General features: G+C 52.1%; 18 protein-coding genes and 1 pseudogene. 2 read left to right on the top strand and 17 right to left on the bottom strand.

Annotated features, from left to right (window positions below; translation table 11 throughout):
- The 12 genes from fliQ to fliF all read right to left on the bottom strand — a co-directional run bounded on the left by fliQ (position 1) and on the right by fliF (position 9,657).
- Entirely contained in the window at positions 1-270 is a 270-nt protein-coding gene (gene fliQ, locus HUZ68_RS13740) for a flagellar biosynthesis protein FliQ (protein WP_000187358.1), read from the bottom strand.
- A gap of 9 nt (positions 271-279) precedes the next feature.
- Entirely contained in the window at positions 280-1,017 is a 738-nt protein-coding gene (fliP, locus tag HUZ68_RS13735; RefSeq protein ID WP_001253441.1) for a flagellar type III secretion system pore protein FliP, read from the bottom strand.
- Positions 1,017-1,382, bottom strand: a complete 366-nt coding sequence (gene fliO, locus HUZ68_RS13730) for a flagellar biosynthetic protein FliO (RefSeq protein ID WP_001537198.1) — start codon at positions 1,380-1,382, stop codon at positions 1,017-1,019. The genes fliP and fliO overlap by 1 nt, the downstream gene beginning before the upstream one ends.
- 2 nt (positions 1,383-1,384) lie before the next feature.
- Positions 1,385-1,798: a flagellar motor switch protein FliN gene (gene fliN, locus HUZ68_RS13725; RefSeq protein ID WP_001282085.1), complete on the bottom strand. Its 414-nt coding sequence runs from the start codon at positions 1,796-1,798 to the stop codon at positions 1,385-1,387.
- Complete coding sequence (gene fliM / locus HUZ68_RS13720; RefSeq protein ID WP_001295641.1) at positions 1,795-2,799, bottom strand: flagellar motor switch protein FliM; 1,005 nt, start codon at positions 2,797-2,799, stop codon at positions 1,795-1,797. Before fliM ends, fliN begins: the two co-directional genes overlap by 4 nt.
- 4 nt (positions 2,800-2,803) lie before the next feature.
- Positions 2,804-3,268 carry a flagellar basal body-associated protein FliL gene (gene fliL, locus HUZ68_RS13715; protein WP_000133106.1) on the bottom strand — a complete coding sequence of 155 codons (465 nt, stop codon included), beginning with the start codon at positions 3,266-3,268 and terminating at the stop codon, positions 2,804-2,806.
- 104 nt (positions 3,269-3,372) lie between these two features.
- A complete protein-coding gene (locus HUZ68_RS13710; protein WP_021513108.1) occupies positions 3,373-4,500 on the bottom strand; it encodes a flagellar hook-length control protein FliK in 1,128 nt (375 codons plus the stop codon).
- The gene (fliJ, locus tag HUZ68_RS13705; protein ID WP_000807584.1) at positions 4,497-4,940 is read right to left on the bottom strand and encodes a flagellar export protein FliJ; all 444 of its coding nucleotides are present in this window, start codon (positions 4,938-4,940) and stop codon (positions 4,497-4,499) included. The genes HUZ68_RS13710 and fliJ overlap by 4 nt, the downstream gene beginning before the upstream one ends.
- Before the next feature lie 18 nt (positions 4,941-4,958).
- On the bottom strand, positions 4,959-6,332 hold the full coding sequence (fliI, locus tag HUZ68_RS13700; protein ID WP_000213294.1) for a flagellar protein export ATPase FliI: 1,374 nt from the start codon (positions 6,330-6,332) through the stop codon (positions 4,959-4,961).
- Positions 6,332-7,018 (bottom strand): flagellar assembly protein FliH, encoded by a 687-nt coding sequence (gene fliH, locus HUZ68_RS13695; RefSeq protein WP_001282709.1) that lies wholly within the window; start codon positions 7,016-7,018, stop codon positions 6,332-6,334. Before fliH ends, fliI begins: the two co-directional genes overlap by 1 nt.
- Positions 7,011-8,006 (bottom strand): flagellar motor switch protein FliG, encoded by a 996-nt coding sequence (fliG, locus tag HUZ68_RS13690; protein ID WP_000067950.1) that lies wholly within the window; start codon positions 8,004-8,006, stop codon positions 7,011-7,013. Before fliG ends, fliH begins: the two co-directional genes overlap by 8 nt.
- Positions 7,999-9,657 (bottom strand): flagellar basal-body MS-ring/collar protein FliF, encoded by a 1,659-nt coding sequence (gene fliF / locus HUZ68_RS13685; protein ID WP_033814608.1) that lies wholly within the window; start codon positions 9,655-9,657, stop codon positions 7,999-8,001. The genes fliG and fliF overlap by 8 nt, the downstream gene beginning before the upstream one ends.
- 214 nt (positions 9,658-9,871) lie before the next feature.
- On the opposite strand from fliF, the gene fliE reads away from it, so the two are divergent.
- Positions 9,872-10,186, top strand: a complete 315-nt coding sequence (gene fliE, locus HUZ68_RS13680; RefSeq protein WP_001274299.1) for a flagellar hook-basal body complex protein FliE — start codon at positions 9,872-9,874, stop codon at positions 10,184-10,186.
- A 24-nt stretch (positions 10,187-10,210) separates the two neighbouring features.
- Here the strand turns inward: fliE and HUZ68_RS25030 are convergent.
- Positions 10,211-10,351: pseudogene (locus HUZ68_RS25030) on the bottom strand (integrase); the annotation flags it as partial.
- Positions 10,352-10,536: 185 nt separating this feature from the next.
- On the opposite strand from HUZ68_RS25030, the gene HUZ68_RS13675 reads away from it, so the two are divergent.
- Positions 10,537-11,655: a leucine-rich repeat domain-containing protein gene (locus HUZ68_RS13675; protein WP_033814609.1), complete on the top strand. Its 1,119-nt coding sequence runs from the start codon at positions 10,537-10,539 to the stop codon at positions 11,653-11,655.
- 150 nt (positions 11,656-11,805) lie between these two features.
- Here HUZ68_RS13675 and HUZ68_RS13670 read toward each other — a convergent pair whose 3' ends face one another.
- From HUZ68_RS13670 to yedE, 4 genes are all read right to left on the bottom strand, one after another.
- The gene (locus HUZ68_RS13670; protein WP_021513103.1) at positions 11,806-12,285 is read right to left on the bottom strand and encodes a GNAT family N-acetyltransferase; all 480 of its coding nucleotides are present in this window, start codon (positions 12,283-12,285) and stop codon (positions 11,806-11,808) included.
- A gap of 110 nt (positions 12,286-12,395) precedes the next feature.
- Positions 12,396-13,064, bottom strand: coding sequence for an SOS response-associated peptidase (locus tag HUZ68_RS13665; protein WP_021513102.1), 669 nt, complete (start codon positions 13,062-13,064; stop codon positions 12,396-12,398).
- 108 nt (positions 13,065-13,172) lie between these two features.
- Entirely contained in the window at positions 13,173-13,406 is a 234-nt protein-coding gene (yedF, locus tag HUZ68_RS13660; protein ID WP_000790504.1) for a sulfurtransferase-like selenium metabolism protein YedF, read from the bottom strand.
- Positions 13,403-14,608, bottom strand: coding sequence for a selenium metabolism membrane protein YedE/FdhT (yedE, locus tag HUZ68_RS13655; RefSeq protein ID WP_000118897.1), 1,206 nt, complete (start codon positions 14,606-14,608; stop codon positions 13,403-13,405). The genes yedF and yedE overlap by 4 nt, the downstream gene beginning before the upstream one ends.
- Between the last annotated feature and the right edge of the window lie 136 nt (positions 14,609-14,744).

Here is a 14,744-nt window from a genome sequence, read left to right as displayed (position 1 = left end):
CTACCCGATGATATACGGCAGGTTAGTGAACAAGGTGCGGACGTAATCCAGCAACAGATTGAGCATCCACGGTCCGGCAATAATAATGGCAATAAATACGGCGATGATTTTTGGAATAAACGACAGCGTCATTTCGTTAATCTGCGTGGCGGCCTGCAAAATACTGATGATAAGGCCCGTGACCAGCGCCACCAGCAACAGCGGGGCAGCCAGTGCCAGCGCGACTTTCATCGCTTCAGTCCCCATCATCATGACCGATTCAGGTGTCATTTTGCCTCTCTAGCTGTAAAAGCTCTGCGCCAGCGAACCGACCAGCAATTGCCAGCCATCCACCAGTACAAACAGCATCAGTTTAAAGGGCAGAGCAATGGTGGCTGGGGGAACCATCATCATCCCCAATGCCATCAACACGCTGGCTATCACCAGGTCGATAATCAAAAAAGGGATGAAAATCGTGAAGCCTATCTGAAATGCGGTTTTCAACTCGCTGGTCACGTAGGCCGGGAGCAAAATGCGCATCGGCACGGCTTCAGGTCCCTGCAACGGGCCGGTATTCGCCAGTCTGGCAAACAACCCTAAATCTGCCTCACGGGTCTGACGCAGCATAAACTCACGCAGCGGCTGCGCCCCTTTTTCCAGCGCCTCCTGCATTGATATTTTCTCTTCACTGAATGGCTGGTACGCATCGACATAAATTTTGTCGATCACCGGTGACATAATAAAAAAGGTCAAAAACAGTGCCAGCCCCAGCAATACCTGGTTAGGTGGCGCGGAGGGTGTTCCCAGCGCGTTACGCAATAAACCAAAAACAATGATGATGCGGGTGAAACTGGTCATCATCAGTAAAATTGCCGGAATAAACGTCAACGAGGTGATGAACACCAGCGTCTGCACCGGGAGCGACCAGCTTTGTCCACCGCCAGGCAGCGGCTGGCTGGTGATACCCGGCAGTTGCGCGAAGGCGAGGGGCGTAATCAGCCAGAGAAGGACAGGTGCGACAGACAATAAACGACGCATCAGGATCTCCCGCTACGCTTAAGCAAATTTTTCATGACCGACTGAAAATCGGTCTGCGGTATCTCTTCCGTTGGTGCAGAAGGGGGAAGTTTATGCAGCAGATTGATTTGCCCTGCGGTAACGCCGAGCACCAGCCGTGCATCATCCACATCGACCACCACAACCCGTTCACGCGCGCCCAGCGAAGCACTGGCGCTAATTTTCAGACCGTTAACGCCTGTGCGCTTAGGGGCAAATCCCAACCGTTTTACCAGCCAGGCAGCAGCGAGGATCAGGGCAATAATGGCGATGAGTGCGCCGCTCACCTGCAGCAGTGGCGCAGCAGAAACCGGCGCGGAAGATTGCACAGTAGCGTGGTTATTCATCACTAACGGCTCAGGCGGCGCATTCGCTCAGACGGAGTAATGATATCGGTGATCCGCACGCCATATTTATCGGCAACGACCACCACTTCGCCCTGGGCGATTAAATAACCGTTGATCAGAATATCCAGTGGTTCGCCCGCCAGACCGTCCAGCGCCACGACGGACCCTTGCGTCAGACGCAACAGCTCTTTGATGGTCATCCGCGTACGGCCCAGCTCGACGGTCAGCTTGACCGGAATATCCATAATCAGGTCGATATCCTGCAACGTTCCGCTGACATCACCACCGCCAAATTGCTGGAACACCGCGTCGGCAGCGCTTTTGCTGTTGGTTGATTTTTGTTCGCTCAACGCTTCAGCCCACAGATCGTCCATTGCGCCGTTGTTGTCATCGGCCGGATTATTCATGTCACTCATTTGGGCTGTTCCTCGTTCAGAGAATTTAAAATCGGGTTAATCAAATGTTCTATCCGTAACGCATACTGACCGTTGAGGGTGCCGTACTGACTGGTCAGCACCGGGACGCCGTCAACATGGGCGATGATGCGATCGGGTTTTTCTATCGGCAGGACGTCGCCGGGTTTCAGTTTTAAAATCTGCGACAGGCGTAGCGAGATATCGGCAAAGTTGGCGACCAGCTCCAGCTGTGAATGCTGCACCTGGCGCACCAGGTTATCGCGCCAGTTCTGATCTTCATTACGCGAGTTTTCCAGCGGCGGGTTAACCAACAATTCCCGTAGCGGCTCGATCATGCTGAATGGCAGGCAGATATTAAATTCGCCGGTCAGGTTGCCAATCTCCACATGGAACGGCGTGTTAACCACAATGTCGTTCGGCGAGGTGGTGATATTGGTAAATTTCACCTGCATTTCCGAACGCACGTACTCAACTTCCAGCGGATTAATCGCCTTCCATGCGTCGCTATAGCCTTCAAGCGCCAGTTTCAACATGCGGTTGATGACGCGCTGTTCGGTATGGGTAAACTCGCGACCTTCCACTTTGGTCGGGAAGCGTCCATCGCCGCCAAACAGGTTATCCACGGCGATAAACACCAGACTCGGTGAGAACACCACCAGCCCAGTGCCGCGCAGCGGTTTCAGATGGATAAGGTTCAGGTTGGTCGGCACCGGCAGGTTGCGGGCAAATTCATGGTACGGCTGAATGCGGATGGCCCCGACGGTTATATCCGGGCTACGACGCAGCAGGTTGAACAGCCCCATACGAAAATGGCGGGCAAAGCGCTCATTAATGATTTCCAGCGCCTGCAAACGTTCGCGCACAACCCGTCGTTGGGTATTCGGATCGTACGGACGAATGTCACTTTCGCCGCTAACACTGGCTGTCGGTTCGTCTTTGACTTCGCTGTCACCATTCAACAGCGCATCAATTTCAGCTTGAGAAAGAATACTATCGCCCATGTCGTTATCGCAGAATAAAAGCGGTATACAGCACGTCGGTGACATCCTGTTTCGGTTGCCCGGCAACAAGCGGGGTGGAAAGTGTGGTTTTAATCTCGGCAATGAGGTTTTTCTTGCCTTCTTCTGTCGCCAGTACGGCAGCATCCTGACGCGAAAACAGTAACAGCAAACGGCTACGGACTTCCGGCAAATACTCACTCAGCCGCGAGCGGGTAGCTTCATCTTTCAGGCGCAGGGTTATGCCGATATAAAGCACGCGATCCGCATCGCCCAAATTGACCGTGAAGGTATCCAGCGCATAGAAGACCGGTGAGGGCACGACGCGTTGCTGCGCTTTGTCGTCAGCGGCAACCTGATGCGAATGCCAGTAGCTGTAACCTGCGCTGGCACAGGCCGCGAGGGTAATGAATACCAGAATCGGGATCCAAAGCGATCGCTTGCTTTTCTTGCTTATCGCGTAATCAGTCATGTGTTGCGGTCTTCCTGTGTCGCTACTGCTTATCGGCTAATTATCCTGCGTCTTGAGCGCAACAAAGCGGGGAAAAGACGCGGATTACGGTGCTACCTCTGACGTTAGGCGAAAATATCAACGCCGCTGTTGCCTGTTACACGCCCTTGTAAAGAGACGGGAACCGGAAGCGTATCGTCGTCTTCCCCCGCCAGAGGTTCATGGTTTGCTATGCGTTGGCTTTGCTGTTGCTGGGAAGCAGCCTGCTGCTGACCACTAAAGCTTTCGCCACTGATGTTGCTTTGCCCTAACTGAATGCCACTTTCGGCCAGCTGCGTACGCAGTACCGGCAGCGCTGCTTCCAGGGCGGCGCGTACGTGTTGATGCGGTGAAACCATCTGGATTTGCGCCTGGTTATCATCCACTTTGAGGGAGATTTGCACTTCACCTAAATCCTGCGGGTGCAGACGCAACTCTGCACTTTGTTGCCCCTGGCGGGTGAACAGCGAAATATGCTGGCTTAATGATTGTTGCCATTCGTGAGAACCCAGCGGTGCACTCAAGACAGGCGCGGCGACGGTGGGCAGTGGCTGTGTCTGGTGTGGAGTGATTAGCGGGCTGGCGGCAGCGGTCACCGGTGAAGGTGTGCTGATGACTTCCGCTTTACTCTGGGCTTCTGCTACCAGCGGTGTTAATGGCTGAGCTGGTGTGCCGGGGGCATCATCAGGCTGTGCTGTTGTGAGTTGCGCAGAAGTCAGTTTTGTGAAGAGCGTTGGTTTCTCTGCCGGTAACACGGTTGACGGCACATCAGTCACTTTGGGCGTATTGTCAAAACCCGGCAACATCGCAAAAAGGGCGCTCAGGCTTGCGGTGACGTCTTCATTCAGATCATCCGCTTTTTCGTCTTTTGTCGTATTTTTGTCAGCCACCGCAGCCAACGTCATCGTCTGAGCGGTGGTTAACGGTGTTGATGTGGATTGTTCGTCGTTGATGACAGGCGGTGTTTCATCCACAGGGATCAGTAAATCCGCTTGTTGCGCGTCGGCAAGAATCTCGCTGACCAGCGGCTCGCCTTTTGCCGAGGGCTTATCTGTTGCCACCAGCAACTGGGGGTCCGCTTTGTCGGTAGTTGTCTCGCCTGCTAATGCTTCGCTCAACAACGCGAGAAAATCTTGTGCAGCATCGCTGGCTTTGCCGCCAGGCAATGTGGTGGTGTCAACGTCGGCGGTAATCAAGGGCGCTAAGCGAATCATTCAGGTTTCCTCATGGCGGCGCGCTGGGCGAACTCATCCATCTTTTTCTGATCGAGGCGGTTTTCTGCAAGCAGTGCCGCCGTGGATTGCCGTTCCTGCAGTGTCTGCCAGGCCTGCAAACGTTGTTTCTTTTCTCGCCAGCTGTTCAGGGCAATGTCAACTTTCTGCGTCCACTGATTAAGTTGCTGGCGATGCTGAGTAATGGCTTTTTCCAGCGTCTGGATAAACTGCTGATAGTTGATCCAGCGGTTGCTGGTCATCCCGGCACTCATATCGCTGTTGAGGTTATTGCGATATTCATTCTGATAATCGATCAGCATTTTGAGCTGTTCTTCCGCCTGCTGACACCCGCGACGCATTTCACCCAGCAGGCGCGCGGCATCCTCTACCTCTTTTTCTGCCAGATCTTTCAGGGTCGCCAGCGCGCCATGTTCTGCCATCTGCCGTTATCTCCTGGGTTATGACACTGTCGGGAAAATACGCTCCAGCCCCTGGAGAGACGCTTCCCAGTCCGCGCGTTCAAAAATGCCTTGTTGCAAATAGCCCTCCAGCTGCGGCCACAGGGCGATGGCTTTGTCGAGCATCGGATCGCTGCCTTTGGCATACGCGCCGACGCTAACCAGATCGCGGTTACGCTGAAAACTCGACAACAGCTGTTTGAAGGTGCGCACTCGCGCGTAATGTTGCTCACTGATCAACGCCGTCATTGCGCGGCTGATCGACGCTTCAATATCGATAGCCGGATAGTGCCCGGCTTCCGCCAGTCGGCGAGACAGCACAATGTGACCGTCGAGGATTGCCCGCGCGGAGTCGGCAATGGGGTCCTGCTGGTCATCGCCCTCAGTGAGCACGGTATAAAACGCGGTAATCGAGCCGCCGCCGCTAATGCCATTTCCGGCACGCTCGACCAGTGCCGGTAATTTGGCGAATACTGACGGTGGGTAGCCTTTGGTGGCAGGCGGTTCGCCAATGGCTAGTGCAATCTCACGCTGGGCCATCGCGTAGCGGGTGAGGGAGTCCATAATCAGCAACACATGCTGACCACGATCGCGAAAATCTTCGGCAATGCGCGTGGCATAGGCGGCCCCCTGCATTCGCAGGAGCGGAGAAACATCCGCCGGAGCGGCAATCACAACTGATCGTGCACGCCCTTCGGCACCGAGGATATTCTCAATAAAATCTTTTACTTCGCGCCCACGTTCACCAATCAAACCCACGACAATGACATCGGCGCGGGTGTAACGCGCCATCATCCCCAGCAGCACACTTTTACCGACACCAGAACCAGCAAACAGCCCCATACGCTGCCCGCGCCCGACGGTAAGCAGGGCATTGATTGGGCGCACGCCGGTGTCCAGCACATGTTCAATCGGTGTACGTTGCAATGGGTTAAATGGTGGGGTAATCAGCGCACCGGTTTCCGTCGTATCGGGGGAGGGCAGGCCATCGAGGGGTTTACCGCTGCCGTCCAGAACGCGACCTAATAACGCCGGACCGAGCGGCAACTGCTTGCCGCTTTGTAGCCCTTCTGCCGAAATGTTTTTGGCATAAACACGCGCGCCGGGCAGGACACCTTCCACTTCCTCCAGCGGCATTAAAAACAGCCGTTGACCGTTAAAGCCAACGACTTCGCTTTCTACTTCGTGCGTTTCGCTGCCGTTCTGGCGCTCAATGACACAGGTTGCGCCGAGCGGCAATTGTAATCCGGTGGCTTCCAACACCAGCCCGGTAGCGCGAGTTAATCGCCCGTAGCGACGTACCGCAGGCAACTGCGCCATTTTGGCTTCAAAGTTATCCAGCGTGGTTAGCCAGCGAGTCAGGCGCGTGGTCATTACACCACTCCTGGTGCTGCCAGACGGCAGAGTTCTTGCCAGCGGGTGGCGACACTGGCGTCGAGATCACCTTCATCGGCGGAGACTTTGCAACCGCCAGGATGGAGGGTGGGATCGCCCCGCAAGCGCCAGCCATGCAAACTTAAGGTAGCGCCGAGCATATCATCCACACGTTGCAGATCATCCGGGTGCACGCGCAGCTGTGGTTTACCGCTGAATAACGGTTCTTGCTGCAACAGCTGTTGGATCTGTTTGATCAGTGCCGAGTTATCCACTGTTGGCGTCTGACCGATGACCTGACGTGCCGCCTCCAGCGCCATCTGCATCAGGCGCGACGCTATCACACTATCAAGTGCATCAAGGGTAGTTTGAAATTCGCTGACCAGTTGCTGCATCCGGGCATGAATTGGCGCTTGTTGAGACTTCGCCTCTGCCAGACCTTGCTCCAGCCCCTGGGCCAGTCCTTCCTGATAGCCCTGCTTATGACCTTGCTGGCGACCTTCGGCAATACCCGCCTGATAACCTTGCTCATGGGCCTGCATTTGCAGTTGCGCCAGTTGCTGCTCAAGGCTGGGTTCGGCCTCTTCAATGATGGTTTCTTCCGGCTCGACCATGGGCACAAACTCTGCCTGTGGTGGCGCGAGATCGTCCGGCGTCCAGGTTTTCCACGGCAGATTATCAGACATAGGTATCCTCGCCGCTGCCAATTACCATCTCGCCAGTTTCGGCAAGGCGGCGCACAATCAGCAGAATCGCTTTCTGTTCGTTTTCCACCTGCGACAGACGCACCGGACCACGGTTGGCGAGATCGTCGCGCAGAATATCAGCGGCACGCTGCGACATATTGCGCAGGAATTTCTCGCGCAGTGGCTGCTCGGCCCCTTTTAGCGCGATCAACAGCGATTCGGAATCCACTTCCTGCAACAGACGCTGAATGCTGCGATCGTCGACATCCACCAGATTCTCGAACAGGAACATCTCGTCGATGATTTTCTGCGCCAGCTCGCCGTCGAATTCACGCACGGCGGTAATAACGGCTTCTTCCTGCTGAGTTTTCATCAGGTTGATAATTTCGGCTGCCGTTCTCACGCCGCCCATTTTGCTGCGCTTGAGATTCTGACCGTCGAGCAAACCATTCAGTACTTCGGTCAGTTCCGCCAGCGCGGCTGGCTGCACACCGCCAAAGGTGGCGATACGCAACATCACGTCGTGGCGCAGACGTTCATCGAACAACGCCAGAATATCGGCGGCCTGGGCGCGCTTCAGATGCACCAGAATGGTGGCGATAATTTGCGGATGCTCATCACGAATCAGATCGGCGGCGCTCTGCGGCTCCATAAAGTTGAGCGTTTCAATACCGCTGGCGGTATCGCGAGTTTCGAGAATATCTTCCAGCAGGCTGGCGGCACGTTCCTCACCCAGAGCTTTGACCAATACCGAACGCAGATAATCGTTGGCGTTGATATTCAGTGCGGCAAACTGTTCAGCTTCTTGCTCAAACTCCGCCAGCACATCGGTTAGCTGCTTGTTGGAGATCTGCGTGACGTTCGCCATTGCAGCGCTCAGGGTTTGCACCTCGCGCTGGGAGAGGTGCTTGAACACCTCTGCCGCCCGGTCTTCGCCAATGGTCATCAGCAAGATGACGCTTTTATCGGTGCCTGTCAGGTTACTCATGATCGTTATTTATCCACTGGCGAATGACCAGCGCCACCACGCGCGGATCGTTATCAGACATTTCACGGATACGCTGGCTCATGACTTCTGCACCCAGTCGTTGGTTAGCGCGCCGTTGTTGTAGTTGTTCGTCTTTGCTCAGGCGGACTTCCACCGCATCTTCCACTTCCTCACGGGCCTGCGCCTGTTGCTGCACAGCTTTCACCGCCTGGGCGCGACGTGTTAGCTGCGGGCGTACCGCTTTCCGCCACAGCAGCCACGCCACTAGCAGTACCAGCAACCAGCGACCGGCAGCAAGTAACTGATCGATAAACGCTTGCTGTTGCCAGAATGGCAGTTCTCCGCCGCTTTCGTCACTGCTATTGAACGGCGAGTTGACGACATTGAGCGAGTCACCGCGTTTTTCAGAAAAGCCCATCGCCTCGCGGGTCAGATCTTCAATTTGCTTCATCTGTTCGTTGCTGAGAGGCAACGGTTTGCCATCTGGCAAGGTTTTGTAATTCACCACTACCGCGACTGACAGACGTTGCACATCGCCCACGTTCATTTTGGTATGACGAATGGTGCGATCGACTTCGTAGTTACTGGTTTCATTCCGCTGTGTGCTACGCGGCCCGCTATTGCTGGTGGTGCTCGCCTGCTGCTGGCGGTTATTTTGATTTGCCGGAGGCGTGCTGATTGGCGCGTTATTCGCAGGTGCCGGTTGATTCGACAACGCCCCCGGTACGCCGCCCGGATAACCGGAACCGCTTTGCTCGCTCTCATTAAGCTGGCGTGAACGAAGCGCCGCCTGAGATTCATCACCGTTAGGGCGATACTGTTCTTCCGTTTGTTCTTTACTGGCGAAGTCCAGCTGCGCCGTAACCTGGGCGTGAATATTACCGTTACCAACAATAGGCGACAGGATCGCTTCAATACGCCGCTGAATACGGCCTTCGACATCGCTGGCATATTTCAATTGAGCGTCATTAAGATCGCGCCCGCTGGTATTGGACTGGGTTAACAGATGTCCGCCCTGATCCACCAGCGTGACGTTTCCCGGCGGCAGACCAGCAACGGCGCTGGAAACCAGATGCACAATGGCGCTAATTTGCCCTTCATCGAGTGCGCGGCCGGGTAACAGATTTACCGTCACCGATGCAGAAGGGGATTTTTGTTCACGGACGAATAAAGACGGTTTCGGCATTGCCAGATGTACGCGCGCCCCTTTTACCGGGCCGATAGTTTCGATGGTACGAGAAAGCTCGCCTTCCAGCGCCCGCTGATAATTCACCTGTTCGCTGAACTGGCTGATACCAAACTTTTCCTGATCGAGCAGTTCGAAACCGACCGCGCCGCCTTTGGGCAAACCTTGTTGCGCCAGGCGCAGACGCAGCTCGTGAACTTTATCTGCCGGAACTTCAATAGCGCCGCTGGCTTCGCTGAAGCGGTAAGGAATATTCATTTGCGTCAGTTGGCTGACGATTGCGCCACCATCCTGATCGGAAAGATTGCTGAATAATGTGCGGTAGTCGGGGGCTTTCGCCCACAGGATCAGTGCGACCATGACCGCCACTGCCGCGGAACCGGCAACAATCAATGGAATTTTCGGATTCGCACGCAGGCGATTAAGCCACTCAAGAGATTTTGTCTGGGCTGCAGTCGCATTCATCGCGCACCTCGTGGCTGATTATGGACGGCGTTATTGGCAAAGTGGAACAAGACTCACTCCCGGGTCAGCAAACTCGAAAAATTGACGCTCCCATTATTTGTGCTTTCGTTTTTTTCTATCCGCCAATAAACCCGTTTTTTTGTTGCTATTTAGCGCCTTTGTCTTATTGACTTACTGGTAGGCTTTGCTACCAGAAATTATCCAGGAGATGAAAATGTCAGCGATACAGGGGATTGAAGGGGTTATCAGCCAGTTACAGGCTACGGCGATGAGTGCGCGTGCGCAGGAATCACTGCCGCAACCGACCATTAGTTTTGCCGGGCAGCTGCACGCCGCGCTCGATCGCATAAGCGATACACAAACAGCCGCCCGCACGCAGGCAGAAAAATTCACTCTCGGTGAACCCGGCGTGGCGTTAAACGATGTGATGACCGATATGCAAAAAGCCTCAGTTTCAATGCAAATGGGGATTCAGGTGCGTAATAAGCTGGTGGCGGCATATCAGGAAGTAATGAGCATGCAGGTATAGGTTGTGTAACCTGTTGTTAATGACATCCGATCTCACCGCGTGGGGCATGGATGGGGCAAACTTACTCATTATCTGGTTTGAAATGGATACCTGATCCTGAAAGTTTTCTGCCATCCACGATCCGTATACACGATAAACCCTCTGATCATCAGAATGTCTCATTTGACACACATCACCACGTCGGATGTTGTTACGACCACAGACGCAACAGTAACCTCTGGATAATTTAATCTTTGTTGATGTTTTTATTCATATTCCGGGCTATGGATATGAGCGATTTTTGATAGTGGTAATTTTATTGTGTTTTAGAATGCGCCCTGGGCAATATAATTTATTAAACAGGAGTGTAAATGTTTCCATTAAATGATCTGTCGTTAAAAACTCAGTCGGTTCAATTAAATAAAATCACATCTAATACTGAGTCTACGATAAAACAACAAGAGTTAGTATCTGATGATGCAATCATAAATGAATTATCAAGTGAGTTAGTCAGTTGTCTTGGAAATGTTAAGTTTACACCAATTAGTGAAGACAGCAAATTATTGAATATGCTGTCAGAATTTAAGTTATTGAGAGAGCAATGTTTCAGGTGGGGTAATTATACTCTATTGTTTGAAAATTATGGGGGTTATGATAAGACGGGGTCTATCACGATAGAAAAAAGTCAGGGGGAGGGGACTTTACCCATTCGACATAAATTAGAGTTTATATCGACCAATATTGCAGAGTTGCTGGACAAGTTAACCAAAATTACAGATGCCAGACTTTGCAAAGGTTTCAGTGACTGGGCTAGTTCAGTCAAAGAAGGCGCATCGAATGACCTCAAAGAAAATGTGGATAGAGCATTGGTGAGAATGTTTAAATGTGTTAAGCTTCACAGTAATGAACTTAACTTATCATACCTTTTTTTGGGTTCTGTGCCGCCTCTTCCAGAGTGGATTGAAATGCTTAGCCTTATTCATAATAAACTTGATTCAATACAGGTGCCCGAATCCTGCAAAGAATTAGAAGTCGATTTCAATAACCTTACAGAATTTCCACAAGTACCTGATGGAATTACCCTGATCTCCGTAAATAATAACCTGATATCGCATATTGACTCATTTCCGCCAAAGGTTAAGAAAATTTTTATTGGTCACAATAAGCTATCGGAAATACCAGCAATACCAGACACCGCTAAGGTTTTTGATTGTAGTGAGAATAATATAAAAGAAATTAGGTGGTTCCCCAAAAATCTGAAAGAAGTGCATATTGAATATAATAAGATTGAGGTTATTCCTGCGATACCTGGCAATTTAAAATTACTTTTTATGGAATGTAATCCTATTAAAGAGGCATTTTTAATGCCATGGACTCTTACAGGGATTTGCTATGAAATATCGCAGCGGAAATATATTGTTACGAACCCCGATGATTATGATAAATATTCCGATATGGTTAAAAGGATAGTAATAGATGGTCAGAATTAAATAATTTATGTAATTAATTAGGCGAAATTGTGTCACTGGAATAGAGGTTTCTTGTGACGCATGTGGAAGGGGCGTCTATGGACAAGGCGTTTCCTGCTGGTGATAAATAAAGGCGCAGCACGTCGAATGCAAGAATGTGCTGCGTCTGGCTCATGGCAATTCATTATTTTCGCATAGCGTCAATGATAAAAATCGACTGTGTGGATCAAATCGATAATCAGCAAACGGTTCGCAATCAACGAATCCATGTTTCAAATAAAGTTGATGGCAGGCCGTAAATCCAGCCTGTGTACCCGTTTCTAAGCTCAGGCGATGAAGGCATCTGTCCTGGGCGACCTGCAAAATGTGGCGTAAAATCAGACTGGCGACACCACGACGTAAATAATTTGGCGCGGTACGCATTGATTTTAGCTCGCCATGTTTATCATCCAGCAACTTCAGCGCACCAATTCCTGCGAGTTGTTCGCCTTCCCATACTGACCAGAATGTCACTGTCGGGTTACGTAATTTTTGCACATCTAAAGCATGACTGCTTTCGGGGGGAGACTGCTGCAGCATGCCGGAAATATGGTAAGCCACTAATGCTTGCACTGCTGGATGGGTGAGATCATCTGTTTTAATCGTGAACATGACGATTCCGTATTGGTGTTATTTTTGCAATATGCCAACAGGTAATGAAATCTTTGTCTAATAGAGATTACTTATGACGCAGTATTGTTGATCAATAATCTCCAGGCTTATCAAACAGGTTGAATTAACTCCGCACCCTGGTTTTTAACATTACCCACCGCGCGCGATACCGGGTGCCAGGTGAACTGGTTTGCTGGCACACAACCACTGGCCGCGATTTCTGAGGCTTCTTTACCGCCAATATCTTGCCGCATCCATTCTCGTGCAGCTTCTGGCGACAGAACCAGCGGGCGGCGGTCATGAATATCTACCAGACCCTGGTCTGCTGCTGCAGTGACAATCAAAAATCCTTCGGCTTCGTCACCGCGCTCGAACGGTGTGCTGCCTATTGCGGCCAGAAAAACAGGTTGTCCATCAGCACGATAGATAAAATAAGGCTGCTTTTTGTCGCCTTCTTTTTTCCACTCAAACCAGCCATCGGCAAAACAGATTGCCCGACCATGTTGCCAGAGCGGTTTAAACATGCGACTCGTTGCGGCAGTTTCTACGCGGGCGTTAATCAGTGGCGGTTTATCCCACCATCCGGGAGCATATCCCCAGAAAACCGGATCCAGATGAAGGTGTTCGTCACGTTCACTGAGCAGAAGGACTTTGGTTCCCGGTGCGACGTTGTATCTGCCAATGGGTTCGGGATCATAGGGAATATCGCGTTCAATATCTTCCGCGAGAAGCGCAAGGTAATCTTCACGCGTTTGGGATTGGGCAAAGCGTCCACACATAGAAACCTCCTGAGATCATACTGAAAAGAATAGGAGAGGGGGCGGGTAAAATCTATGTGATACAAAGGTAACGATGTTCCCGCTGTGGGCCACAGCGGGAATGAGGGATTACTTCTGAATTAAATAACGAATGGTCGGCCCGTCTTGCTGAATATCCAGCACCGTATAGCCGTGATTACGCGCATCCAGTGGTATATTATTGATCGACTGCGGACAGTCGCTCACCACTTCCAGGATTTCCCCTTTTTTTAACTGCGGCATCGCCTCAAGAGTTGCGACTGCCGGATAAGGGCAGGGTTCACCCACCATATCAAGACGGTAATCAGGAACGATATTTTTCATGCGATCTCCTTAGCAGTCTGCGGTGCCGCACGGCGGAAGAAGCGTTTTTCCCAGCCGATAATCAACATCAGCGCAGCAAACAACAGCAAATATGTCACCAGCAGGCCACCCATCGGGCCAAAGGTTTTCAGCAGGTTGATTTTGTCCCAGTCGGTGGCCAGCGCCGGAGCGAAATCATCCCAGTAGTACGCCAGAATCGTTGAGCCGATCACGTTGCCCAGACCGACCCACCAGTAGTGCACCTGGCCTTCTACCGCGCGGTACATCCAGCCGGTTTCGCAGCCGCCTGCCAGCACGATGCCAAAACCAAACAGTAAACCACCAATTACCGCGTTTGGTCCCGCCCACATGATTTTGGGTTCAACGCCTAACTGTACGTAACTGAAGATCCCGATGGCACTTACCGCCATACCGATAATGATTGCTTTCGCCATATGGGTACGTCCGGTGATCCACATATCGCGGAACGCCGAAGTAAAGCAGATTTGCGCACGTTCAATCAGTAAACCAAAGCCGACGCCAAACAGCATTGCCAGCCCCAGTTTGGGTTGGTTCATCGCAGTGAGCAGCGCCCAGCCCAGCATGCCGAAAAAGACCAGCATCCCGAGACGAAAACGACGCCGCGCCTGATCAGGTTTTTGCGTCAGCGGTGAGGCGGCAGAAACTTTCTGCATTTTCACGGGAATACGGAAGATGGGCAGCAGGGTAAAGCGCGCGCCAAACCATGAACCAATGGCAGTGGCGATGGCAAAGAACCAGGCATGCAGCGAGAACTGAGGAATACCGGTAAAGAACGCCGCCAGGTTACAGCCCATTGCCAGACGCGCGCCAAAACCGGCGATAATGCCGCCAATGATGGCCTGCATAATGCGGATACGGCTGCGCGGCATGCGCAGTTTGACATTGTTGGCCCACAGCGCTGCGGCAAAGCAGCCGCCAAACATACCGAGGATCATCATCCCGTCGATGCGGGTTAATGGCGATCCTTCCAGATGGATAATTTTAAAGTAACCCCACTCTTCAGCATGGACGCCGAACAGTTGCAGGAGCTGGCCGCCCCAACGGGTAAATTCACCCGTGACAGCCCAAAAGGTGCCAGTAATGCCAAAATAGTAAGTGGAGAGAATACCCGCCGCGATGACCGCGGGGATGGGCGCCCAGAATTTAATCAACCAGGCGTGTTTGAATTGCTGCCATGACATGAATGTAGCCTCTGAACTCAGAAGGTTTGAAACAAGAGTCGCGAATCATACACCATGCAAATTTATTTTCGGGGTAATAATTCACAAAAATAATAGTTAGATCAAATTTCTCTCTGAACCTGGAAAGGCTGGCGAC

This window comes from Shigella dysenteriae (assembly GCF_022354085.1).
Classification (GTDB): Bacteria; Pseudomonadota; Gammaproteobacteria; order Enterobacterales; family Enterobacteriaceae; genus Escherichia; species Escherichia coli.
The sequence above is the reverse complement of the archived record's forward strand: the minus strand, read 5'-3'. Positions and strand labels throughout refer to the sequence as shown.